The sequence below is a fragment of the Streptomyces sp. S4.7 genome, assembly GCF_010384365.1.
In the GTDB taxonomy this organism is placed as follows: Bacteria; Actinomycetota; Actinomycetes; order Streptomycetales; family Streptomycetaceae; genus Streptomyces.
In genome coordinates this window covers 3,520,427-3,543,355 of record NZ_CP048397.1, presented here as the reverse complement: position 1 = coordinate 3,543,355, position 22,929 = coordinate 3,520,427, and the positions used below count along the sequence as shown (strand labels likewise).

21 protein-coding genes, 3 tRNA genes and 1 pseudogene are annotated in these 22,929 nt (G+C 71.1%); 12 read left to right on the top strand and 13 right to left on the bottom strand.

The annotated features are described in order from the left end of the window. Positions 1-57: 57 nt before the first annotated feature. The 4 genes from purD to SSPS47_RS15595 all read left to right on the top strand — a co-directional run bounded on the left by purD (position 58) and on the right by SSPS47_RS15595 (position 6,329). A complete protein-coding gene (gene purD, locus SSPS47_RS15610) occupies positions 58-1,314 on the top strand; it encodes a phosphoribosylamine--glycine ligase (protein WP_164251638.1) in 1,257 nt (418 codons plus the stop codon). Positions 1,315-1,664: 350 nt separating this feature from the next. After that, the gene (locus SSPS47_RS15605; protein ID WP_164251637.1) at positions 1,665-3,437 is read left to right on the top strand and encodes a hypothetical protein; all 1,773 of its coding nucleotides are present in this window, start codon (positions 1,665-1,667) and stop codon (positions 3,435-3,437) included. Between the two features lie 404 nt (positions 3,438-3,841). After that, entirely contained in the window at positions 3,842-5,299 is a 1,458-nt protein-coding gene (locus tag SSPS47_RS15600) for a N,N-dimethylformamidase beta subunit family domain-containing protein (protein WP_164251636.1), read from the top strand. Between the two features lie 130 nt (positions 5,300-5,429). Then, complete coding sequence (locus tag SSPS47_RS15595; RefSeq protein WP_147878079.1) at positions 5,430-6,329, top strand: phosphoribosylaminoimidazolesuccinocarboxamide synthase; 900 nt, start codon at positions 5,430-5,432, stop codon at positions 6,327-6,329. A 60-nt stretch (positions 6,330-6,389) separates the two neighbouring features. Here SSPS47_RS15595 and SSPS47_RS15590 read toward each other — a convergent pair. The 8 genes from SSPS47_RS15590 to SSPS47_RS15555 form a co-directional block, all read right to left on the bottom strand. Beyond that, positions 6,390-6,462, bottom strand: a tRNA-Gly gene (locus SSPS47_RS15590). A 22-nt stretch (positions 6,463-6,484) separates the two neighbouring features. Then, positions 6,485-7,096, bottom strand: coding sequence for a response regulator transcription factor (locus SSPS47_RS15585; RefSeq protein WP_147878133.1), 612 nt, complete (start codon positions 7,094-7,096; stop codon positions 6,485-6,487). Between the two features lie 29 nt (positions 7,097-7,125). After that, positions 7,126-8,526, bottom strand: coding sequence for a histidine kinase (locus SSPS47_RS15580; protein WP_164251635.1), 1,401 nt, complete (start codon positions 8,524-8,526; stop codon positions 7,126-7,128). Between the two features lie 98 nt (positions 8,527-8,624). Further along, positions 8,625-9,437: an ABC transporter permease gene (locus SSPS47_RS15575; protein ID WP_164251634.1), complete on the bottom strand. Its 813-nt coding sequence runs from the start codon at positions 9,435-9,437 to the stop codon at positions 8,625-8,627. Further along, complete coding sequence (locus SSPS47_RS15570) at positions 9,434-10,435, bottom strand: ABC transporter ATP-binding protein (RefSeq protein ID WP_164251633.1); 1,002 nt, start codon at positions 10,433-10,435, stop codon at positions 9,434-9,436. The genes SSPS47_RS15575 and SSPS47_RS15570 overlap by 4 nt, the downstream gene beginning before the upstream one ends. Before the next feature lie 130 nt (positions 10,436-10,565). Further along, positions 10,566-10,638, bottom strand: a tRNA-Gly gene (locus tag SSPS47_RS15565). 40 nt (positions 10,639-10,678) lie between these two features. Beyond that, positions 10,679-10,750: transfer RNA gene (locus tag SSPS47_RS15560), tRNA-Gly, on the bottom strand. 128 nt (positions 10,751-10,878) lie between these two features. Further along, positions 10,879-11,205 carry an Lsr2 family protein gene (locus tag SSPS47_RS15555; RefSeq protein ID WP_203557853.1) on the bottom strand — a complete coding sequence of 109 codons (327 nt, stop codon included), beginning with the start codon at positions 11,203-11,205 and terminating at the stop codon, positions 10,879-10,881. 409 nt (positions 11,206-11,614) lie between these two features. Here SSPS47_RS15555 and purS point away from each other — a divergent pair, with 409 nt between their 5' ends. The 3 genes from purS to purL are packed head-to-tail and all read left to right on the top strand — an operon-like array spanning position 11,615 to position 14,795. Beyond that, complete coding sequence (purS, locus tag SSPS47_RS15550) at positions 11,615-11,860, top strand: phosphoribosylformylglycinamidine synthase subunit PurS (protein ID WP_078076409.1); 246 nt, start codon at positions 11,615-11,617, stop codon at positions 11,858-11,860. Then, complete coding sequence (gene purQ / locus SSPS47_RS15545; protein WP_164251632.1) at positions 11,857-12,537, top strand: phosphoribosylformylglycinamidine synthase subunit PurQ; 681 nt, start codon at positions 11,857-11,859, stop codon at positions 12,535-12,537. The genes purS and purQ overlap by 4 nt, the downstream gene beginning before the upstream one ends. Then, on the top strand, positions 12,537-14,795 hold the full coding sequence (gene purL / locus SSPS47_RS15540) for a phosphoribosylformylglycinamidine synthase subunit PurL (RefSeq protein WP_164251631.1): 2,259 nt from the start codon (positions 12,537-12,539) through the stop codon (positions 14,793-14,795). Before purQ ends, purL begins: the two co-directional genes overlap by 1 nt. Before the next feature lie 253 nt (positions 14,796-15,048). Here the strand turns inward: purL and SSPS47_RS36235 are convergent, their stop codons facing one another. From SSPS47_RS36235 to SSPS47_RS35415, 3 genes and pseudogenes are all read right to left on the bottom strand, one after another. Next, on the bottom strand, positions 15,049-15,507 hold the full coding sequence (locus SSPS47_RS36235; protein WP_343234886.1) for a M20/M25/M40 family metallo-hydrolase: 459 nt from the start codon (positions 15,505-15,507) through the stop codon (positions 15,049-15,051). A gap of 73 nt (positions 15,508-15,580) precedes the next feature. Continuing rightward, positions 15,581-15,979 (bottom strand): annotated as a pseudogene (locus SSPS47_RS36230) (M20 family peptidase); the annotation flags it as partial. A gap of 90 nt (positions 15,980-16,069) precedes the next feature. Beyond that, positions 16,070-16,180, bottom strand: a complete 111-nt coding sequence (locus SSPS47_RS35415; protein WP_239064922.1) for an AbgT family transporter — start codon at positions 16,178-16,180, stop codon at positions 16,070-16,072. Positions 16,181-16,184: 4 nt separating this feature from the next. Here SSPS47_RS35415 and SSPS47_RS35410 point away from each other — a divergent pair, with 4 nt between their 5' ends. The 5 genes from SSPS47_RS35410 (at position 16,185) to purM (ending at position 21,025) form a co-directional block, all read left to right on the top strand. Next, complete coding sequence (locus SSPS47_RS35410) at positions 16,185-16,328, top strand: hypothetical protein (RefSeq protein ID WP_239064921.1); 144 nt, start codon at positions 16,185-16,187, stop codon at positions 16,326-16,328. 112 nt (positions 16,329-16,440) lie between these two features. Continuing rightward, positions 16,441-17,235: a maleylpyruvate isomerase family mycothiol-dependent enzyme gene (locus tag SSPS47_RS15525; RefSeq protein WP_164251630.1), complete on the top strand. Its 795-nt coding sequence runs from the start codon at positions 16,441-16,443 to the stop codon at positions 17,233-17,235. Positions 17,236-17,321: 86 nt separating this feature from the next. Beyond that, positions 17,322-18,146, top strand: coding sequence for an META domain-containing protein (locus tag SSPS47_RS15520; protein WP_343234885.1), 825 nt, complete (start codon positions 17,322-17,324; stop codon positions 18,144-18,146). A 143-nt stretch (positions 18,147-18,289) separates the two neighbouring features. Beyond that, on the top strand, positions 18,290-19,807 hold the full coding sequence (gene purF, locus SSPS47_RS15515) for an amidophosphoribosyltransferase (protein ID WP_164251628.1): 1,518 nt from the start codon (positions 18,290-18,292) through the stop codon (positions 19,805-19,807). Positions 19,808-19,951: 144 nt separating this feature from the next. After that, positions 19,952-21,025 carry a phosphoribosylformylglycinamidine cyclo-ligase gene (gene purM / locus SSPS47_RS15510; RefSeq protein WP_147878067.1) on the top strand — a complete coding sequence of 358 codons (1,074 nt, stop codon included), beginning with the start codon at positions 19,952-19,954 and terminating at the stop codon, positions 21,023-21,025. Positions 21,026-21,126: 101 nt separating this feature from the next. Here the strand turns inward: purM and SSPS47_RS15505 are convergent, their stop codons facing one another. Beyond that, positions 21,127-21,375, bottom strand: a complete 249-nt coding sequence (locus SSPS47_RS15505) for a DUF3073 domain-containing protein (protein WP_078076416.1) — start codon at positions 21,373-21,375, stop codon at positions 21,127-21,129. A gap of 300 nt (positions 21,376-21,675) precedes the next feature. Then, a complete protein-coding gene (locus SSPS47_RS15500; protein ID WP_164251627.1) occupies positions 21,676-22,776 on the bottom strand; it encodes a Glu/Leu/Phe/Val dehydrogenase in 1,101 nt (366 codons plus the stop codon). Positions 22,777-22,929 lie beyond the last annotated feature (153 nt).

Below are 22,929 nucleotides of genomic sequence, written 5' to 3'. Positions count from 1 at the left end.
GTCCGGCCGCCGGACGTCAGGTCGGTCGCGGACCCCGTCCCGGCTAGGCTGCCCCCCGTGAAGGTCCTAGTCATCGGCGGCGGTGCCCGCGAACACGCCCTGTGCCGCTCTCTGTCCCTCGATCCCGACGTCACCGCCCTGCACTGCGCGCCGGGCAACGCCGGCATCGCCGAAGTCGCCCAGCTGCACCCGGTCGACGCCATGGACGGTGCGGCCGTCGCCCGGCTCGCCACCGAGCTGGAGGCCCGGCTCGTCGTCGTCGGACCCGAGGCGCCGCTCGTCGCGGGGGTCGCCGACGCCGTACGGGACGCGGGCATCGCCTGCTTCGGCCCGTCCGCCGAGGCCGCGCGGCTGGAGGGCTCCAAGGCCTTCGCCAAGGACGTCATGGCCGCGGCCAGTGTCCCCACCGGGCGCAGTTACGTCTGTACGACCCCCGAGGAGATCGACAAGGCCCTCGACGCCTTCGGTGCCCCCTTCGTCGTCAAGGACGACGGTCTCGCCGCCGGCAAGGGCGTCGTGGTGACCGACTACATCGCCGCCGCCCGCGAGCACGCGCTCGCCTGTGGCCGCGTCGTCATCGAGGAGTTCCTCGACGGCCCCGAGGTCTCCCTCTTCGCCGTCACCGACGGCCGCACCGTCCTCCCGCTGCGGCCCGCCCAGGACTTCAAGCGGGCGCTCGACGGCGACGAGGGCCCCAACACCGGTGGCATGGGCGCCTATTCGCCGCTCCCGTGGGCCGATCCCAAGCTGGTCGACGAGGTCCTGGAGACGGTGCTCCAGCCGACCGTCGACGAACTGCGCCGCCGTGGCACGCCCTTCGCCGGGCTGCTGTACGCGGGCCTGGCGATCACCGGCCGCGGTGTGCGGGTGATCGAGTTCAACGCCCGTTTCGGGGACCCCGAGACACAGGTGGTCCTGGCCCGGCTGAGGACCCCGCTCGCCGGTGTCCTGCTGGCCGCCGCCGAGGAGCGTCTCGCCGATCAGCCGTCCCTGGTCTGGCGCGACGACGCGGCGGTCACTGTCGTCGTGGCCTCGCACAACTACCCCGGTACGCCGCGCACGGGCGACCCCATCGAGGGCCTGGCCGACGTCGTCGCGCAGGATGCGCCCCACGCGTACGTCCTGCACGCCGGGACCCGGCTGGCCGACGACGGCAGCACGGTCCTGAGCGCCGGTGGCCGGGTGCTGTCCGTCACGGCGACCGGCAAGGATCTCGGGCAGGCGCGGGAGCGGGCGTACGCGGCCGTGGACCGCATTCGCCTGGACGGTTCCCAGCACCGTACGGACATCGCCCGCGAGGCCGCCGAAGCCTGACCGGCCGGTCGGGGCCGGGACGTCTCCGTCCCGCCCCGGCCCCCCCGGCACGAACATCGGACACCCGACACCCGAGCCCGCCACGCGGCCCGGTCGCGGAAACCAGTTCCCCTCGTCACCCCGCCGCGGATACCGGACTCCGGAACACCCGCGCGTCAGCACCTTTGCCCAAAGCCATTCCATCGAGTGGCGGTTAGCCCATCCGAATGACCCCCGCAGGGGCCCCAACTATGGTGCGGCGCAAGCGTTCGGGCACTTGGCCCACCGGCATTGCGATGTCAGTGGCGGGTGCCACAGTGGGGGAGTGAGCAAATCCGCCGCAGTGCTGGCAGAGGGGGTGAGATCCGGACGTGTCCGGTTCCGGTGTCGGTGAGGAGATCGGTGTCCTGGGCGCCAGGTCCAGGGCTGTCGCGGTGCTGCGCGTGCGCGGCAGGGCCATGGCCGTCGCGCTGCTGCCCGCCGCGGCGGCGGTCGTGCTGCTCGCGGGCGGTGCCACGGGCCGTCTCACCGGCGGGAGTTGGGACACCGCGCGCTGGACCGTGACAAGTTTCGCCGTGGTCGTGCTGCTGTGCGCGGCGGCCGTCGCCGTCGTGATCTCCAGGGCCAGACCCGCCCTCAGCCCCACCGTGGAGATCGCCGAGCGGTCCGCCCCCGACCTGTATCGGCTGGTGCGGGATCTGGCCGAGCGGCTGGACGTGCCCGCGCCCTCGGCCATAGCCCTGACCCCCGACTGCGACAGTTGGCTCGAGGACCGTACGCACCCCGCGCACGCCCCCGTCGACGCCCCGACCGGCCCATCCGGTACCGGCGATGGCACCGGCGCCCGTGGGGTCCCCGGCTTCCCGAAGGGGTCGGCCGCCGGCCCCGGCCGCCACCGGATCCCCGCCGCGCCAGTCCTCGTGATCGGCTCGCCTTTCCTGTGGTGGATGCGGGTCGCCGAGCTGCGCGCCGTGCTGGCCCCTGTCGTGGCCGGTACGGGGCCGGCGTCGCACCCCGACATAGCGGCCGCCCGCCGCTTCGTGCGGGGCCTCGACGCCGCGGCGGCTTTCTCCGGCCGCCCGGGGCTCGGGCTGATACGCCGGGCCGCGCTCGCCGTCGTCGGCCGGATCGCCCGCCTGATGCTGCGCGCCTGCGGCGAGCACGCCGCGCTGATGGAGCGCGGTGTCGCCTCCGCCGCGTCCGAGCGCGCACAGGGTGTGGACTACGGCCTGCGGATCGTCGCCCAGGAGCAGGTCGGCCTCGCCTACGCGGGCTGGGACCGGCTGCTGACCCGTGTCGCGCTGCCCGCCTGGCGGATGGGCCGCTGGCCGTCCCGGCTCGACGTCGGAGTCGTATCGGCGCTCACCGAGCTCTCGCGGCGCGACCGGCTGGCCGACGGCTTCACCTCCCGGCTCGGCGAGCGGCCCGCCTGCGATCTGCTCGAAGAGCCCGGCGCGGTCGACGAGGCCGCGTCCCTGCTGGCCGCGCGCCTCTTCCACGGCGGCCCGGCCGCCTCCGGCCCCGACTGGTCCCCGGTCGACTGGCAGCAGTATCCGGAAGAGGTCGTCGACCGTAAGTGGCGTACGGAAGCGGCCAGGCTGCACCGCGTCCTGGACGACATGGGTGTACGTCCCTCCGTCCGGCCCGGCGAATCCGCGGCCGACCTCTCGGCCGCCCGCGTGCTCGGCCCCACGCTGGACCGCGTCATGGACCATCTCGCCGGACGGGGCGAGGAGGCGGGCGATGCCCTGGCGGCCGGGATCAGCGCCGAGGTGGCGCGCGAGGAGGCCGCGGCCGTGCCGTCCGTCCCGTCGCCCGCCCCGGCGGCGGAGACGGCCGGCGACGCCCTGGCGTTCCGTGGGACGGACCCGCTCCCGCTGCTTCCGCTCATGCCGCCGCGTACGGGCCGTGAGCTGCTCGCCGACCACGTCACGGCGATGGTCTGCTGCGCGGCCGTGGACACGGCGGGCGCGGCCCCGGGCCTCGACTGGCTCGACGGACCGGCCCTGCTGATGGGCGGCAAACGCCGCACGGATCTGGCGGGCGGGGTGCTGAGCCTGGTGGAGGACGGGGACGTGGAGCCGCTGCGGACATGGCTGGCCTCGACGGGCGTACGTTCGGAGAAACCGGTCCGTCTGGTGTGAATTCGCTCACCCCCATCCGGCCGGGACGCCCGGCCCGGACCCGCCGAAGGCGCCGCGCCCCGCCCGAGCAAGGCCCACGAACCGCCTGGGTACAGCCCACGAACCGCCCGGGCACAGAACACGAACCGCCCGGCAAACCGCCCGGCGAGGGCCTGAAGAACCCCACGGCAGGGGTCCGGCAAACCGCCTGGCGGGCCGCCCGGTGAGCGCCACGCGCCACTCAACCCGCCATCCGAATCCGGGTGTTCCGTTCACTTCCATTCGCGACGAACGGTGACGGAGCGCGTGCGTAATGTGATGTGCTGGGGCTCGACGCTGACACGGCCCGGCCCCAACGGCCGCCCGCCCACCGGCAGTCGACCGACCACCAAGACCCGGACGGGATTCCAGGGAGGGGCGCGCCAATGTGCGCCGATCACATCCGACGGTGGGAGTCGGGCGCGCTCGCCCACGCCGTCTCAGACCCCTTCGGCCAGGGACCGGTGCCCTGGCTGCGCGGCAGCGAGACCTACTTCGACGACACCGGCCAGGTCGTCCCCTGGTACGCGGACCCGACGCTCGGGCGCGACCGCGGCGGCACCCGCACCGCCGACGACGTCCACCGACAGATCAAGGGCTTCGCCTCCACCGGCGCCGCCGCGCCCGGCGAGTCGATCGACTTCCACGTCACCGTCGATCCGCCCCAGCCGTTCGCCGTGGACATCTACCGGATCGGGCACTACGGCGGCGAGGGCGCCCGCAAGATCACCACCAGCCCCCGCCTCTCCGGCATCGTCCAGCCCGCCCCGCTCGCCGCCGAGCGCACGGTCTCCTGTCACCACTGGTGGCTCTCCTGGCGACTCCAGATCCCGTCGTACTGGTCGCTCGGCGCGTACGTGGCCGTCCTCACCACCACCGACGGCTACCGCTCCCACATCCCCTTCACGGTCCGCGACAGCCACCCCGCCGACCTGCTCCTGCTGCTGCCCGACATCACCTGGCAGGCGTACAACCTCTACCCGGAGGACGGCCGTCTCGGCGCCAGCCTCTACCACGCCTGGGACGAGCAGGGCCGGCTCCTCGGTGAGGAGGACGCGGCGATCACCGTCTCCTTCGACCGCCCGTACGCGGGCGCCGGCCTGCCCATCCACGTGGGCCACGCGTACGACTTCATCCGCTGGGCCGAGCGCTACGGCTACGACATCGCCTACGCCGACGCCCGCGATCTGCACGCAGGCAGGATCGACCCGACCCGCTACCGGGGGCTGGTCTTCCCCGGCCACGACGAGTACTGGTCGCTCCCCATGCGCCGCACCGTCGAGCGGGCGCGTGCGCACGGCACGTCGCTGGTCTTCCTCTCCGCCAACACCATGTACTGGCAGGTCGAGTTGGGCCCGTCCGCCTCCGGCATCCCCGACCGTCTCCTCACCTGCCGCAAGCGCCACGGCCCCGGCCGCCCGGCCCTCTGGCGGGAGGTGGACAAGCCGGAGCAGCAGCTGCTCGGCATCCAGTACGTGGGCCGGGTCCCCGAGCCGCACCCGATGGTCGTACGGAACGCGGAGCACTGGTTCTGGGAAGCCACCGGCGCCTCCGAGGGCGACGAGATCCCCGGCCTGGTCGCCGGCGAGGCGGACCGTTACTTCCCGCGTACGGCGCTGCCCGAGCACGACGAACGGATGCTGCTGGCCCACTCGCCGTACCGGGACGGCGACAACGCCCTGCGCCATCAGGAGACTTCGCTCTACCGGGCGCCCTCCGGCGCACTCGTCTTCGCCTCGGGAACCTTCGCGTGGTCACCCGCCCTGGACCGCCCCGGCCATGTCGACCCGCGCGTCCAGCGGGCGACCGCGAATCTCCTCGACCGCATCTGCAAGCGGGACTGAACGCGGCCGGGGCCGGTGAGGCAGGCCGCCCCACGCACGCACCGCCCCACGCACGCCCCGCCCCCACGCACGCCCCGCGCATACGGGAGAATCGGAACCGGAAAGCACCCGCGGCGAGGAACGAGGAACCGTGTCCGGATTCGTAGAAAAGCCCGAGCCGCTTCAGGTCCCGGGCCTGGTGCATCTGCACACCGGCAAGGTGCGCGACCTGTACCGGAACGAGGCGGGCGATCTCGTGATGGTCGCCAGCGACCGCATCTCCGCGTACGACTGGGTCCTGCCCACCGAAATCCCCGACAAGGGACGGGTCCTGACGCAGCTCTCGCTCTGGTGGTTCGACAAGTTCACCGACCTCGCGCCGAGCCATGTCATCTCCACCGACCTCCCGGACGGCGCCCCCGCCGACTGGGCCGGCCGCACACTCATCTGCGAGCCCCTGCGGATGACCCCGGTCGAGTGCGTCGCCCGCGGCTATCTCACCGGCTCCGGTCTCGCGGAGTACGAGCAGACCCGCACCGTCTGCGGACTCGCCCTCCCCGAGGGCCTGGTCGACGGCTCCGAGCTGCCGGCGCCGATCTTCACCCCCGCCACCAAGGCCGCCGTCGGCGACCACGACGAGAACGTGTCGTACGAGGAGGTCGCCCGCCAGGTCGGCGCCGAGACCGCCGCGCTGCTGCGCCGTACGACGCTCGACGTCTACGGCCGCGCCCGCGACATCGCCCGCGACCGGGGCATCATCCTGGCCGACACGAAGTTCGAGTTCGGCTTCGACACCGACGACCGGCTGGTGCTCGCCGACGAGGTGCTGACCCCGGACTCCTCGCGCTTCTGGCCGGCGGCGACCTGGGAGCCGGGCCACGCGCAGCCGTCGTACGACAAGCAGTACGTACGGGACTGGCTGACGTCGCCCGCCTCCGGCTGGGACCGCGCGAGCGAGCAGCCACCGCCGGAGCTGCCCCAGGAGATCGTGGACGCGACGCGCGCCAAGTACCTGGAGGCGTACGAACTCCTCACCGGTACGCGCTGGTAGCCCGCGGCCGGAACAACGAGGAACCCCCGGCCGGTGATCCGGCCGGGGGTTCCTGTGCTGAGCGGACGACCAGGTTCGAACTGGCGACCTCAACCTTGGCAAGGTTGCGCTCTACCAACTGAGCTACGTCCGCGTGCGCCGTGGCGCGAAGCCCACTATACCCAACCTCGCTCCCGGGCGAGACGCACCGCCGTATGCCGGCTCGAAGCCCCCAGTTTGGACGCGGCCGACGACAGGTAGTTCCGTACGGTGCCCTGCGACAGCGAGGCCCATGCCGCGATGTCGGCGATCGGCGCCCCGTCGGCGGCCAGCTCCAGCACCTCGGCCTCGCGCGCGGTCAGCGGCGAGTCACCGGCGGAGATCGCGTCGGCCGCCAACTCCGGGTCCACGTGCCGGTTTCCGGCGTGCACGGTACGGATGATCTCGGCGAGCTGCCGGGCACTGACGGTCTTCGGTACGAAGCCGCGCACCCCCGCCGCCAGGGCCCGCTTGAGATGGCCGGGGCGGCCGTGGCTGGTGACGATCATCGTCCGGCAGCCGGGCAGTTCGGTACGCAGAGATGTGGCGACCTTCACACCGTCGGCGCCCGGCATCTGGAGGTCGAGGACGGCGACGTCCGGGCGGTGTGCCAGCGCCATCGCCAGCGCCTCGGGCCCGGAGGCGGCCTCGGCGACGACGGTCAGATCCTCCTCCAGCCCGAGGAGCGCCGCGAACGCGCCCCGGATCAGATGCTCGTCGTCGGCGAGCAGGATGCGTACGGGTGTCACCGACGCGGGGACGGGCGGTGGCGGCTGACTCACGCGGTCACCTCGCTCGCCCCGGCCGCCTCGGCGACCCCAGCGGTTTCAGTGGTCCCGGTCGGCGCCGCCGCCAGCGGCACGCGGGCCGTCAGCCTGAAGTGGGTGCCGTCCACCGGCCCCGCGTCGAGCGTGCCGCCCAGCGTGGCCAGCCGCTCGCGCAACCCCGCGAGCCCGGTCCCCGCCCGCCGGGGCGGGCTGTCCGCGCCCGACCGGGCCAGGGCCGCCCGGTCGGGCAGTCCGTCGTTCTCCACGACCAGCACCGCGTCGCACCCCTCCCGTACCGTCAGTCGTACCGTGCACTGCCGCGCGTCCCCGTGTCGCAGCACGTTCGTGGCGGCCTCGCGGACCACCCACCCGAGTGCGGACTGCACGTCGGCCGCCAGGCCCGCCGTGCCGTCCGCACCGCCGCCGGAGCCGCCGTCCACGCCGTCCGTACCGTCCCTGCCCGTTCCGTTCCCGCCCGCACCGCTCGGCGTATCCACGCCCTCCAGCCGGAAACCGATCCCCGCCGCCTGCAACACGCCCCGCGCGCCCTCCAGTTCGGTGCGCAGGTCCACCTCCCGGTATCCCCGCACGACCGCCCGCACCTCGCGCTGCGACTCCCGCGCGATCCGCTGCACCTCGGACATCTGGGCGGCGGCCTGCTCCGTGCCGCCGCGCTGCGCCAGCTGCACCGCGAGTTCGCTCTTGAGCGCTATCACCGCCAGATTGCGGCCCATCACATCGTGCAGGTCCCGCCCGAAACGCAGCCGCTCCTCGGCGACGGCCAGCCGTGCCTGGAGTTCACGGGCGCTGTCCAGATCCCATACGGCCTTGACCAGCCAGACCGAGAAGCCGGTGGTGAAGGTCAGGGCCAGTCCCGCGATCAGCACCCCGAGCACGGAACCGAAGAGGGCACCGAGCCCCATGCCGAACACCAGCCCGGACAGCGCCACGACCACGATGGAGGCCAGCACCAGGAGCAGCATGTTCTTCACCCGCCGGACACCGACGACCAGCGACCCGACGCCGAATCCGGCGAAGGCGACCAGCACGTAGGACAGGCTCTGGAGGTCGTCCGTGCTCGACCGGTTCGCGGCGACGAGAGCCATGGTCGCCACGGAACCGACGACGGACAGCACACCCGTGACGGCCATCAGACGGGTCGGCCGGGCCCGCCTGCCGAGCGACCAGTCGAGGGCGTACGAGATGTAGGCGCCGGCCGCCAGCGCGTGGGCACAGCCGAGCAGCAGGAACCAGCCGCCGACCGGTGAGCCGGCCCGCGCCACGGTGCCCATCGCCATGACCACCAGCTCGCCGACCATGAAGAGGTGGAAGGACCAGCGGGTGTAGATCTCCACCTTGGCGGGTTTGCTCTTCCCGGCCCACGGTCGCGCCCTGCCCATCACCCTCGCCATGCCGTCCTTCCCGCTCCCGCCCGTGTCGGCGTGTTCTTCCACGGACGGACGCGCGCTCGGCGTCCGCCGGCGCGTCGTCCGTCCGTCGCGCCCTTCGCTCAGCGTCGGGGCTCCCAGCGGAACCACCGCTTCACAGCAAACACCGCCAGCACCGACCAGGCCAGAGCATTCAGTCCCGCCGAGACCAGGTCCCCGGTCGCGGCGTCGCCCAGCCAGCCCGCCCGCACCAGGGTCACGATGCCGGTCATCGGCAGCACCTCGCAGACCGAGGCGACGTTGTCGGGCAGCGCCTCCAGCGGCATGAACAGGCCCGATCCCACCACCGAGAGCAGGAACAACGGCATGGTGGTGATCTGCGCGCTCTCCACGGTGCGGGTGTACGAAGCCGTGGCCGCGGCCAGCGCCGCCATCAGCCCGATGCCCACCAGCACACCCAGCACCAGCAGCTCGGGCCGCCGCGGGGAGCTGACGTCCAGGAACGCGACACCGACCGCGACCAGCAGCACACACTGCGCGAGCGCCAGCGCGGCGGCGGGGAGCGCGGTCCCGGTCAGGATCTCCGGATCGGACACCTCGCCCGTACGGAGCCGCTTGAGCACCAGTTCCTCGCGCCTGGCCGTGTACGCGGAGGTGAGGTTCGAGTACACGACCATCAGCAGCACCATGCCGATGCCGCCGGTCAGCGCGATCTCCAGGACGCTCATCCCGGTCTCTTCCAGATCGACGTCCTTCAGCGAGACCTGGACCGAGGCGATCAGCCCGATGGGCACGAACAGGGCCACGAAGAGCGTCGTCCTGTTGCGGATCAGCAGCGTCAGCTCGGCCCGCGCGAGCGCGCCCAGCCGTCCCGCCCTGGTCGTCGTCCCGCCCTCGGCGGCCGTCTCGCGCTTCTGTGTGACTGTCGCGCTCATGCGGCGACCCCCGTTCCCTTGTTGTCGCCCGTACCCACACCGGGGGTACCGGCCCCCGCGCGCTGTGCCGCGATGTCGAGGAACGCCTCTTCGAGCGAGGCGGACCGGGCGTCGAGCCCCGCCAGATGTACGCCGAACTCCTCGGCCCAGCGCAGCAGTTCGGCGAGGTCCCGCTGGAGGTCCTGGGTGCGGATCTCGATCTGCGGACCGTCCGCCGCCGCCCGCAGGGTGAGCGGCAGCTGCCCCGGCGCCACGCCCTCGGGCAGCTTGAACCGGATCCGGGCCGGCCTGGTCGCGGTCACCTCCGCCGGTGTTCCCGCCACCTCGATCCGGCCGCTGTGCATGATCGCCAGCCGGTCCGCGAGGGACTCGGCCTCCTCCAGGTAGTGCGTGGTCAGCAGGACGGTCGTGCCGCCGTCGCGCAGCGCCGCGACCAGCTCCCAGGTGTCGCGGCGGCCCTCGGCGTCGAGGCCGGTCGTCGGCTCGTCGAGGAAGAGCACCTCGGGCCGTCCCAGCAGCGCGAGCGCCAGGTCGAGGCGCCGCCTCTCGCCGCCGGACAGCTGCTTGACCCGCACACCGGCGCGCTTGGCCATCCCGACGAGATCCAGCGCCTCGGCCACGGGTCGCGCCCCGCTGGTGCAGCCCGACCACATCCGTACGGTCTCCTTGACCGTCAGATCGGTCGGAAAGCCGCCCTCCTGGAGCATCACTCCGGTCCGCGGCCGTACTGCGGCCCTGTCGGTGTACGGGTCGTGTCCGAGTACCCGCACCGTGCCCCCGCTGGGACGGGCGAGGCCCTCCAGCATCTCCACGGTGGAGGTCTTGCCCGCCCCGTTCGTGCCGAGCAGCGCGAAGACCTCCCCCTCGCCGACGGTGAACGAGATCTCGTCCACCGCCTGGAACCCCCCGGCGTAGGTGCGCCGGAGCCGGTCCACCTCGATGACGTTCCAGTCCACATCCGTGGCCCTTACCGCGTTGTCTCCCCGAGTCGTTGTCATGAGTACAAGACTTCCGCCGGACGGGGCCCGGGATCAGTGCACGCTGTCACCACTGCTCATGACAAATGTCATCGCTGCGGCCCAGCACGACGAAGACCCCGGTCACAGGTGACCGGGGTCTTCGATACGGAGCGGACGACCAGGTTCGAACTGGCGACCTCAACCTTGGCAAGGTTGCGCTCTACCAACTGAGCTACGTCCGCAGTGCATCGTTCACCAACAACAAGCTTCGATGTGATGCAGAGCGGGTGACAGGAATCGCACACTGCGCCTCCCCCTTGGAAAGGGGGCGTTCTACTACTGAACTACACCCGCACGCTGCGTGGGGTTCGGCTTTTCGGCCTTGCCCTTCGGCGTGCTCCAGACTCTAGCCGATCGCTGGGGGTGCTGTGCAACTCCGTTCCCCGGCGAGCCCGGCCGTGCGTCCCGGACCGGACACCTCCTCAACTCGCCTCGCGGAACGCCTCGTAGACCCGCTTGGGGATCCGGCCGCGGGCCGGCACCTCCATCCGGTGCGAGAGCGCCCAGGCGCGTACGGCCGCCGGGTCGGGCGCGAGGGCCGTGTGCCGGTACGACTTACGGTTCTTTCCGGCGTGGGTCTGCCGCCGGCCCGCGGAGAGGTAGGGGGCCAGGGCCTTGCGCAGTTTCTTTGCATTGGCGGGATTGAGGTCGATCTCGTACGACTTCCCGTCGAGGCCGAACGTGACCGTTTCCGCCGCTTCCCCGCCGTCGATGTCGTCGGAGAGCGTGACCACTACGCGTTGCGCCACGGATATCGGTCCTTTCCTGCGGCACCGCCGGGCCGGGGCCATGCTCGGGATCATGGCTGACGTGCGGCGATACCGGGCTTCCGGCTGTTTAGGGGCAATGCGGCTTTCTGCTCTATTCCTTTGTACAGCGAACCGCATCGCATTGTGAAGCCCAGCCAATTGCATCAGCGTGTCCGACGGCAATGGCGGGGGCGATTTTTTTCCTGGATTTTTCCCGGTCGTCTCACGGTGCGATATCGACGGAGATCGGTGGAGAGTCCGACACTGTGTGGATATCTACTCGCGTAGATTTTGCGTACGGGTACGCTGAAGGCACTCGGGGGGTCGGGGGATTCCCCGGCGGAACCACAGCCGCGGACAGCTGCACACAGCCGCACCACACAGCCGCACCACACCACCGGGAGTGCCAGTGGCACGCGTCGTAGTCGACGTCATGCTCAAGCCGGAGATCCTCGACCCGCAAGGACAAGCAGTGCAGCGCGCACTGCCCCGGCTGGGTTTCGACGGGATCGCGGACGTCCGACAGGGAAAGCGTTTCGAGCTCGAGGTGGAGGGCCCGGTCGACGAGGCCGCCCTCGCCCGCATCCACGAGATGGCCGAGACGTTCCTCGCCAACACCGTCATCGAGGACTTCGTCGTAAAGGTGGAGTCGTGACCACTCGTATCGGAGTCGTCACTTTCCCCGGCACACTCGACGACCAGGACAGTCTTCGCGCGGCGCGGATCGCCGGCGCCGAGCCCGTCTCACTCTGGCACCGCGACAAGGACATCAAGCAGGTCGACGCCGTCGTCCTGGCGGGCGGATTCAGCTACGGCGACTATCTGCGCGCCGGCGCCATTTCGCGATTCTCGCCGGTGATGGAGACGGTCATCGAGCAGGCGAAGGCCGGTATGCCGGTCCTCGGGATCTGCAACGGCTTCCAGATCCTCACCGAAACGCATCTCCTGCCGGGCGCGATGCTGCGCAACAACCATCTGCACTTCATCTGCCGCGACCAGAAGCTGCGCGTGGAGAACGCTTCGAGCGCGTGGACCGCCGACTACACGGCGGGCCAGTCCATCTCCGTACCGCTGAAGAACATCGACGGCCGGTACGTGGCCGCCGCGTCGGTCCTGGACGAGCTGGAGGCCGAGGGCCGGGTCGCCTTCCGCTATCTGGACGGCAATCCGAACGGCTCGCTCCGCGACATCGCCGGCATCACCAACGCGGCGGGCAACGTCGTGGGTCTGATGCCGCACCCCGAGCACGCCGTCGAACCGCTGATCGGCACGGGCCGTACCGACGGGCTCGGATTCTTCACCTCGATCCTGAAGAAGCTGGTAAGCGCCTGATGACGATCAAGAACCTGGACACCGTCAAGAACGCGACGGGGACGCCCGACGTCGACCAGCCCTGGAAGGAACTCGGCCTCAAGGAGGACGAGTACGCCCGGATCCGCGAGATCCTGGAGCGTCGGCCGACCGGCGCCGAGCTGGCCATGTACTCGGTGATGTGGTCCGAGCACTGCTCGTACAAGAGCAGCAAGGTGCATCTCAAGCAGTTCGGCGACAAGGCCCCCGCCAGCGACGCGATGCTCGTCGGCATCGGTGAGAACGCGGGCGTCGTGGACGTCGGCCAGGGGTACGCGGTCACCTTCAAGGTCGAGTCGCACAACCACCCCTCGTACATCGAGCCCTACCAGGGCGCGGCCACCGGCGTCGGCGGCATCGTCCGCGACATCCTCGCCATGGGCGCCCGCCCGGTCGCCGTCGTGGACCCGCTGCGCTTCGGCGCGGCCGACCACCCCGACACCCGGCGCGTGCTGCCCGGCGTCGTCGCCGGCATCGGCGGTTACGGCAACTGCCTCGGCCTGCCGAACATCGGCGGCGAGGTCGTCTTCGACCCCTGCTACCAGGGCAACCCGCTGGTCAACGCGGGCTGCATCGGCGTGATGAAGCACGAGGACATCCACCTCGCGCAGGCGTCGGGCCCCGGCAACAAGGTGATCCTGTACGGCGCCCGGACCGGCGGCGACGGCATCGGCGGCGTCTCGGTGCTGGCGTCCGAGACCTTCGAGTCGACCGGACCGGCCAAGCGCCCGGCCGTCCAGGTCGGCGACCCCTTCCAGGAGAAGCTCCTCATCGAGTGCACCCTGGAGATCTTCGCCGAGAAGCTGGTCGCCGGTATCCAGGACCTCGGCGGCGCCGGGCTCTCCTGCGCGACGAGCGAGCTGGCGTCGGCCGGCTCCGGGGGCATGCGGGTCGAGCTGGACACCGTCCCGCTGCGTGACTCGTCCCTCTCGCCCGAGGAAATCCTCATGAGCGAGTCGCAGGAACGCATGTGCGCGGTCGTCGAGCCCGACAAGGTCGACCGGTTCATGGAGATCTGCGAGAAGTGGGACGTCATCGCGACCGTCATCGGTGAGGTCACCGAGGGCACCCGCCTGGAGATCTACTGGCACGGCGAGCAGATCGTGGACGTGCCGCCGCGCTCCGTGGCGCACGACGGCCCGGTCTACCACCGGCCCTACGCCCGCCCCGGCTGGCAGGACGCGCTCCAGGCCGACGGCGCGGGCAGGCTCGCCCGGCCGGCGAACTCCGCCGAGCTGCGCGAGCAGGTGCTGCGGCTCGTGGCGTCGCCGAACCAGGCGTCGAAGTCGTGGATCACCGACCAGTACGACCGCTTCGTGCAGGGCAACACGGTGCTCGCGCAGCCCGAGGACGCGGGCATGGTCCGCATCGACGAGTCGACCAACCTCGGTGTGGCCATGGCGACGGACGGCAACGGCCGGTTCGCCAAGCTCGACCCGTACGCGGGCGCGCAGCTCGCGCTGGCGGAGGCGTACCGCAACGTCGCCGCCTCCGGCGCCAAGCCGCTCGCCATCTCGGACTGCCTGAACTTCGGTTCGCCCGAGGATCCGGCCGTCATGTGGCAGTTCGCCGAGGCCACCCGCGGTCTGGCGGACGGCTGCCTCCAGCTGGGCACCCCGGTGACCGGCGGCAACGTCTCGCTCTACAACCAGACCGGTGAGACGGCCATCCACCCGACGCCGGTCGTCGCCGTGCTCGGTGTGATCGACGACGTCACGCGCCGTACCCCGATCGCCTTCAAGGAAGAGGGCCAGCTCCTCTATCTGCTGGGTGACACCCGCGAGGAGTTCGGCGGATCGGCCTGGTCGCAGGTGATCCACGACCACCTGGGCGGGCTGCCGCCGAAGGTGGACCTGGACCGGGAGAAGCTGCTCGGCGAGATTCTGATCTCGGGATCGCGCGACGGCATGATCGACGCCGCCCACGACCTGAGCGACGGTGGTCTGATCCAGGCCGTCACCGAGTCGTGCCTGCGGGGCGGCAACGGCGCGCGGCTGGTCGTGCCGGACGGGCTCGACGCGTTCACCGCGCTGTTCAGCGAGTCCGCCGGGCGCGCGGTCGTCGCCGTGCCGCGCAGCGAGGAGCTCCGCTTCACCGACATGTGCGCCGCGCGGGGGCTGCCCGCGACGCGGATCGGTGTGGTGGACGGTGAAGAGATCGAGGTCCAGGGCGAGTTCAGCATCCCGCTGAGCGAGCTGCGCTCGGCGCACGAGGGCACGATCGAGGCCCTGCTGGCCTGACCGTTCCCGCTTCCGTCCTCAATCGCCGGACGGGCCGCGCGTACGCGGCCCGTCCGGCGATTCTTGTCGCCGAGCCGGAGCGCCGGCTCGCGGCGCCGGAGCGTACGGAGGCGTCGTCCCGGCCGGCGCGAGGAGAGGGGCCGGGGCGGACGCCGACGGCGTGAGGTGCACGGGCTCGGTACGGCAGCGGATCGCCGACTGCGGCAATACCGGCAACTCCACCGAACCGCGCCTTCACTTCCAGCTGATGGAATCAGCTGTCGGACAGCGGCTCGGCGGCGAGGCCCAGTAGCGTTCCGGCGGTGAGGGCGACACGGTCGGGAAGGTCCGCGACGGTGACGTGCTCGTGCCGCGCGTGCGCCCCGTCACCGGTCGCGCCCATGCCGCACAGGACCGGACGGCCGAGGGCGGCGATGCGGCCGACGTTGACGGTCGTCCCACGCTCCGGATCGGCGGCGGCGACCAGGTCCCCGATGACGTCGGCCAGGCTGTGGATGGCGCTGGCGCCCTTGGCCGGATCGAGGCCGGCGTGGGCCTCGAGACCGGTCGCGGTGAGGTTGAAGATGCCGACGCCCTTGCGGCCGGCCTTGATCCCCCACTCGCCGCCCGGTTCCAGCACGAGTGTAGCGACCGCGTCGTCGGTGGCCCGTTCGATGAGCGGCCGGGAGACGACGCTGCCGGTCTCCTCGTCCCCGTTGAAGACGAAACGCACGGTGGGCCGCGGCAGTCCGAGCGCGCAGCGCGCGCAGCGCCCATATTCCCTGCGCCAGACCGGCCTTCATGTCGAAGACGCCCGGCCCCGACGCGGTCGTGCCCGTGACCGTGAACGGCCAGTCGGCGGTGGTCCCGGCCGGCCACACGGTGTCGTAATGGCCGACGACGGTGACGACGGCGCCGGTGACCGTGCCGTCGTACTCGGCCTCGATGACATCGCCCAGCTCCGGGTGACGGTGCCTTACGGTACGGCTCGGCTCGCCGAGCCGCTCCGACAGCAGCTCCAGAAGCAGATCGGCGGTGGCGTCGAGGAGCTTCTTCTCGTCGCTGGGCGACTCCTGTTCCACCAGCCGGCGCAGATCGGCGAGGTAGCCGTCCTCGTGTTCCGGTGTGCGGCACCAGGACGAGATACGGGACAGGGCGGGGCCCTCGGGGGACCGGGGGGCGGGGGCGGATGCGGGTGCCGACATGTTCTCTCTGTCTCTCCGATTCGGTCGCGTTGCTCGGGGGCTCGGGGGGCTCCGGGGGTTCCGGGTCCGCCGTTTTTGTGAGGGGGCGCGTCAGCGCGTGGGTGCTCCGGGGCCGAACGGAAGGCCGATGGCGTACCAGGCGAGGAAGAGCGGCGTCCATACGACGAGCATCGACAGCGCCACCGGAAGCGTCAGCGACATCAGCGTGCCGATGCCCGCCTTGGGGCGGTACCGGCGGACGAAGCCGAGGCAGAGCGTCCGGGTGCTGCGCCGCCACTGGACGGCGCGCGACGGGGTGCGGCTGGGGGACAGGTCCGACGGGTTCCTGCGCGCCGTGCTGGAGCCGTAGTACGCGCCCCGGCGGTACGCGCCCCCGGCAGTACACGCTCCGGGTCCGCCCCAGGTCCGCTCCGGGACGGCCCCGGTGAAGCCGCCGAGGCCGTCGCGCTAGCCTCCCGGTCATGCCACCGGCCAAGAAGCGCAAGCAGCGCGGTTACGACTCCGACAGGACCCGTACCGCCGTCCTCACCCAGTTCGCGCACGTGCGTGAGGCGGTCGCCGCCCTCATGCCCGAGCAGCTCGCCCGGCCCGCAGGGCTCGGCGACTGGACCGTGCGGGAGCTGACCGCGCACCTGTGCATGGGCGTCGAGACCGTCAGCCGGGCACTGGAGCAGCCCGCCCCGCCCGTGGCCGAGGTCGGCCTGCCCGGGTGGGCGTTCGCCACGGCCGCGTTCGCCGCCCCCATCTCGGACGACGTCAAGGCGTACGCGGCCTCCGCCGAACCCGCCGAGCTGTTCGAGCGCACGGCCGGCCGGATCAACGCACTGCTCCCCGACGCCCCGGCCGACCGGCTGATCGTCGTCCGGGTCGGCGCGATGCGCCTCGGCGACTTCCTGGTCACCCGCACCGTCGAGCTCGTCGTCCACACCGACGACCTGAACCGTGCCGCCGGGCTCGACATCCCCTTCGACCGGCAGGCGCTCGCCGCCTGCACCCGGCTGCTCGCCGACGCGCTCGCGGAGAAGGCGCCCGGCGCGTCGACGGAGGTGCGGATCCCGCCGTACGCCGTCGTGCAGTGCGTGGAGGGCCCCCGGCACACCCGTGGCACTCCGCCCAACGTCGTCGAGACGGACCCGATCACCTGGCTGAGGCTGGCCACGGGACGTACGACGTGGTCCGAGGCGCTGGCGTCGGCGCAGGTCGGCGCCAGCGGGGAGCGCGCGGATCTGGCCGCGCTGCTGCCGGTCATGAGCTGAGCGGGACCCGATCGGCCGACCCTTCCGGCACCGTCACGGAACCGGACCGGGGGCTGCCTCGTCCCACCGGTATGCGGAAACAGCCAGTGACCATCGTCACCGCCCTCACGACCCTGTCCCTCCTCGTCCTCGCCGGGTGCGGCACGGAATCCGGCAGAGGGTCCGACGGGGCGGCCGAGGCAGGCAGCGCGGTGCAGTCCGATCTGCCCCTGACCGACGTGCGCTGGAGCATCGAGAGCCTCAGCGTCGACGGCAAGAAGACCGCGGCGCCCGCCGGGGCCAGCGTGGAGATCGACTCCAAGGGCCGGGTCAGTGCCCGGACCGGATGCAACTCCATCGGCGCGAAGGCCACCATCGACGGCGACACGATCACTGTCGGTGAGAAGCAGTCGACGCAGATCGGCTGCCCCGAGGAGCTGGCCGCGTTCGAGAAGGCGCTCGACGGTGCCTTCGAGGGCAAGCTCAAGGCCAAGGTCGAGGACAAGAAGCTCACCCTCACCAGTGCCGGGGGCGACTCCATCTCCATGTCCGCCGAGAAGCCCGTCCCGCTCGTGGGTACGGGGTGGACCGTCACCAGCCTCGTCTCCGGCGGGACGGCGAGCTCGCTGCCCAAGGACAAGAAGGGCGAGAGCGGAAAGGCGACGCTCACCTTCGCCAAGGACGGCACCGTGAGCGGCAGCCTCGGCTGCAACACGTTCTCGGCGCCGGCGAAGACCACGGACTCCACGATCACCTTCGGGCCCGTCAGGTCCACCAAGAAGATCTGCCCGGAGCCGGGGATGTCCCTGGAACGCAAGCTCCTGAAGGTGCTCGACGGGAAGGTGACGTATGAGGTGCACCACCGTGAGCTGACCCTCAAGGCGGCCGACGGCACCGGTTTCGGAGCCGCCGCGGGCACCCCCGCGAAGTAGTAACGGCGCGTTCCCGCTGGTGAGTGGGGACCTGTCCGAGCGGGCCGGTGGCGACACGCCGCCGGCCCGCTTCGCCGTCCACCTCAAGGCCCACTTCCGTACCGCATTCGGACCAGCGCTCGATCTCGCCTACACTCGGTGGCGTGCCTCGTGGTGATGGACGACTCAACCACGACCTCCTCCCTGGCGAGAAGGGCCCTCAGGACGCCTGCGGCGTCTTCGGAGTCTGGGCCCCCGGTGAAGAGGTCGCCAAGCTCACCTACTTCGGACTGTATGCACTGCAACACCGCGGACAGGAGTCCGCGGGCATCGCAGTGAGCAACGGCTCCCAGATCCTTGTCTTCAAGGACATGGGCCTCGTCTCACAGGTCTTCGACGAAACTTCTCTCGGCTCCCTCCAGGGCCATATCGCCGTGGGTCACGCCCGCTACTCCACCACCGGAGCCTCGGTGTGGGAGAACGCGCAGCCGACCTTCAGGGCAACCGCCCACGGCTCCATCGCGCTCGGCCACAACGGCAATCTGGTCAATACGGCCGAGCTGGCCGAGCTGGTCGCCGACCTCCCCAAGGAGAACGGCCGCACGACCCGCGTCGCCGCCACCAACGACACCGATCTGATCACGGCGCTCCTCGCCGGACAGACGGACGACGACGGCAAGCCCCTCACCGTCGAACAGGCCGCTCCGCAGGTTCTGCGCAGCGCCAAGGGAGCCTTCTCGCTCGTCTTCATGGACGAGCACACCCTGTACGCGGCCCGGGACCCGCAGGGCATCCGCCCGCTCGTCCTCGGACGGCTCGAACGCGGCTGGGTCGTGGCGTCCGAGAGCGCGGCGCTCGACATCTGCGGCGCCTCCTACGTCCGGGAGATCGAGCCCGGCGAGCTGGTCGCCATCGACGAGAACGGCCTGCGCACCTCGCGATTCGCTGAAGCGAAGCCCAAGGGCTGTGTCTTCGAGTACGTGTATCTGGCCCGCCCCGACACCGACATCGCCGGCCGGAACGTCTACCTCTCCCGGGTGGAGATGGGCCGCAAGCTCGCCAAGGAAGCGCCCGCCGACGCCGATCTCGTCATAGCGACGCCGGAGTCCGGCACACCCGCCGCGATCGGTTACGCGGAGGCCAGCGGCATCCCGTACGGCTCGGGACTGGTGAAGAACGCGTACGTGGGCCGGACCTTCATCCAGCCCTCCCAGACCATCCGCCAGCTGGGCATCCGCCTGAAGCTCAATCCTCTTAAAGAGGTCATCAGGGGCAAACGCCTGGTGGTCGTCGACGACTCGATCGTCCGCGGCAACACCCAGCGCGCCCTGGTCAAGATGCTCCGCGAGGCCGGCGCCGCCGAGGTCCACATCCGGATCTCGTCCCCGCCCGTGAAATGGCCGTGCTTCTTCGGCATCGACTTCGCGACCCGCGCGGAGCTGATCGCCAACGGCATGTCCATCGAGGAGATCGGCACGTCGCTGGGCGCCGACTCGCTCGCGTACATCTCCATCGACGGCATGATCGAGGCGACGACCATCGCCAAGCCGAATCTCTGCCGCGCCTGCTTCGACGGCGAGTACCCGATGGACCTGCCCGATCCGGAACTCCTCGGCAAGCAGCTGCTGGAGACCGAGCTGGCGGGCGGCTCCGATGCCGCCGACGCGCTCAGGCGGCCGTAACAGCGGCCGTGAGCGCCCGTGAACGTGCCCGTACGGCCCGCCGCGACCCTCTCTCCGGTCGCGGCGGACCACAGTCACGTCCCGGACGGACGGACCCCGCCCCCGAACCGAGCCCCCGCAGTACCGACACGAAAGCTCCCCGCCATGCCAGCTGAATCCTCCGGTGCCTCCTACGCCGCCGCGGGCGTCGACATCGAGGCCGGCGACCGCGCCGTCGAGCTGATGAAGGAGTGGGTGAAGAAGACCCAGCGCCCCGAGACCGTCGGCGGCCTCGGCGGCTTCGCCGGCCTCTTCGACGCCTCCGCGCTCAAGCGCTACGAGCGCCCGCTGCTCGCCTCGGCCACCGACGGCGTGGGTACGAAGGTCGACCTGGCCCGCAAGATGGGCGTCTACGACACGATCGGCCACGACCTCGTGGGCATGGTCGTCGACGACCTGGTGGTGTGCGGCGCCGAACCGCTGTTCATGACCGACTACATCTGCGTCGGCAAGGTCTTCCCCGAGCGCGTCGCCGCCATCGTCAAGGGCATCGCCGAGGGCTGTGTGCTGGCCGGCTGCGCCCTCGTGGGCGGCGAGACCGCCGAGCACCCCGGCCTCCTCGGCGAGGACGACTTCGACGTCGCCGGCGCGGGTACGGGCGTGGTCGAGGCCGACCGGCTGCTGGGCGCGGATCGTATCCGTACGGGTGACGTCGTGATCGCGATGGCGTCCTCCGGGCTTCACTCCAACGGGTACTCACTCGTCCGGCATGTCGTGTTCGACCGGCTCGGCTGGTCGCTGGAGCGCGAGGTCGAGGAGTTCGGCCGCACCCTCGGCGCGGAGCTGCTGGAGCCCACCAAGATCTACTCGCTGGACTGCCTGGCGCTGACCAGGACCGCCGAGGTACACGCTTTCAGCCACATCACCGGCGGTGGCCTCGCCAACAACCTGGCGCGGGTCGTCCCGGACCATCTGCACGCGACGGTGGACCGTTCGACCTGGGCGCCCGGCCCGGTCTTCGACCTGATCGGCTCGGCCGGCCAGGTGGAGCGCACGGAGCTGGAGAAGACGCTCAACATGGGCGTCGGCATGATCGCCGTCGTCCCCGAGGAGTCGGTGGACACGGCGCTCACCACGCTCGCGGACCGCGGTGTGGACGCCTGGGTGGCCGGCGGCATCGTGGACCGGCAGAGCGCCGTGTCCACGGGCGCGGCGCTGACCGGGGACTATGCGAGCTAGCGAGTGCTCGGTGCCCACGGGGCACTGGTGTCATGGTGAAACCCGGTCCGGGGAGCCCGGACCGGGTCACATGAGTGATTTCTTTTTGAGGTGTACGTACGTCAAGCGCCGCGACGCTGTGACGACGGGCCGGACTCCTCGTCCTCATCGTCGTCGTTGTACAGCTCCGCGTACTGTGCGTACGGGTCATCTTCCTCGTCGTCATCCTCGAACGGCTCAGCGTTCGGCGGTTGACTCGAAGGCGATGCGCCCAGCTCATTGGCCAGACGCGACAGGTCTGTCCCGCCGCTGTTGTACTTCAGCTGGCGGGCGACCTTTGTCTGCTTGGCCTTGGCCCGGCCGCGCCCCATGGCTCGACCCCCTCGGTGACGGGGCTCCACGGCCCCAGAGTCTTGACACGCGTTCATGTTTCAGAACGAGCTCTCCGCAGAGAGACCCGTCCTTAGGACTTCAACGGTACCTGCTTCCGCGGCCATACGGTACGCCGCCCGCATGACGCGCCTCGGCGCGGGACCGGCGGGAACGGCTGTCCCCGCTGGTCAGCTGCGATTTTAACCTCTTCTTGAGGGGCGACCCGCCGACCGGGGTGAGTCTCGTCTCCCCCGTGGCCCCGCGGTGGCTCCGCGTCGGCCGGCCGCCCCTTTCCGACGTCAGCGCAGACGGGCCTCCGAGATCCGCTGCTCGGCGATCCTGTCGGCCGCCGCGGCGGGCGGAATCCCGTCATCCTTCGCACGTGCGAATATTGAAAGCGTTGTGTCGAAGATCTTCGCGGCCTTCGCCCGGCACCGCTCGAAGTCGAATCCGTGCAGCTCGTCGGCGACCTGGATCACCCCGCCCGCGTTCACCACGTAGTCCGGCGCGTAGAGGATCCCGCGGTCGGCGAGATCCTTCTCGACGCCGGGGTGCGAGAGCTGGTTGTTGGCCGCCCCGCACACCACCTTCGCGGTCATGACCGGCACGGAGTCGTCGTTGAGCGCCCCGCCGAGCGCGCAGGGCGCGTAGACGTCCAGGCCCTCGGAGCGGATCAGCGCGTCGGTGTCGGCGGCCACGGCGACCTCCGGGTGGCGCCCGGTGATCCGGAGCACGGACTCGTCCCGTACGTCGGTGATCACGACGGAGGCGCCGTCCCGGAGCAGATGCTCGACCAGGTGGTGCCCGACCTTGCCGACGCCCGCGATGCCGACCTTGCGGCCGCGCAGCGACGGGTCGCCCCACAGGTGCTGGGCGCTGGCGCGCATCCCCTGGAAGACACCGAAGGCGGTCAGTACGGAGGAGTCGCCGGCGCCGCCGTTCTCGGGTGAGCGGCCGGTCGTCCAGCGGCACTCGCGGGCGACGACGTCCATGTCGGCGACGTACGTACCGACGTCGCAGGCCGTCACGTAGCGGCCACCCAGCGAGGCCACGAACCGGCCGTACGCCAGCAGCAGCTCGTCCGACTTGATCTGCTCGGGGTCACCGATGATCACGGCCTTGCCGCCGCCGTGGTCGAGACCGGCCATGGCGTTCTTGTACGACATCCCCCGCGACAGGTTCAGCGCGTCGGCGACGGCTTCTTCCTCGGAGGCGTACGGGTAGAAACGGGTGCCGCCCAGGGCCGGACCCAGGGCGGTGGAGTGCAGGGCGATGACTGCCTTGAGCCCGCTGGCACGGTCCTGGCAGAGCACGACCTGCTCGTGGCCTCCCTGCTCCGAGCGGAACAGGGTGTGCAGTACATCGGCGGTTGCGACAGGGGCTCCGGTCACATCGGTCACGGTGGTGACTCCCAAGTACGAAGCGGCGAGTAGACCCTCCTGGGGGTGGGGAGGGACTGTTTGCGCATGAGGGTAAGTCCTACCGCGACGTAGATCCGACGCAGTGCCGAGGATCACCCTCCCGAGGGGTACGGGCATGGGACGATTCGGCCC

What these genes read in the sequence shown, in the direction of transcription:
- SSPS47_RS15525 (WP_164251630.1), top strand. Translation starts at nt 16,441, where the DNA reads ATGCCACCGGCCAAGAAGCGCAAGCAGCGCGGTTACGACTCCGACAGG.
- purL (WP_164251631.1), top strand. Translation starts at nt 12,537, where the DNA reads ATGACGATCAAGAACCTGGACACCGTCAAGAACGCGACGGGGACGCCC.
- SSPS47_RS15580 (WP_164251635.1), bottom strand. Translation starts at nt 8,526, where the DNA reads ATGGCGAGGGTGATGGGCAGGGCGCGACCGTGGGCCGGGAAGAGCAAA.
- SSPS47_RS15570 (WP_164251633.1), bottom strand. Translation starts at nt 10,435, where the DNA reads ATGACAACGACTCGGGGAGACAACGCGGTAAGGGCCACGGATGTGGAC.
- purM (WP_147878067.1), top strand. Translation starts at nt 19,952, where the DNA reads ATGCCAGCTGAATCCTCCGGTGCCTCCTACGCCGCCGCGGGCGTCGAC.
- SSPS47_RS15600 (WP_164251636.1), top strand. Translation starts at nt 3,842, where the DNA reads ATGTGCGCCGATCACATCCGACGGTGGGAGTCGGGCGCGCTCGCCCAC.
- SSPS47_RS35415 (WP_239064922.1), bottom strand. Translation starts at nt 16,180, where the DNA reads ATGTCGCTGACGCTTCCGGTGGCGCTGTCGATGCTCGTCGTATGGACG.
- SSPS47_RS15575 (WP_164251634.1), bottom strand. Translation starts at nt 9,437, where the DNA reads ATGAGCGCGACAGTCACACAGAAGCGCGAGACGGCCGCCGAGGGCGGG.
- SSPS47_RS15505 (WP_078076416.1), bottom strand. Translation starts at nt 21,375, where the DNA reads ATGGGGCGCGGCCGGGCCAAGGCCAAGCAGACAAAGGTCGCCCGCCAG.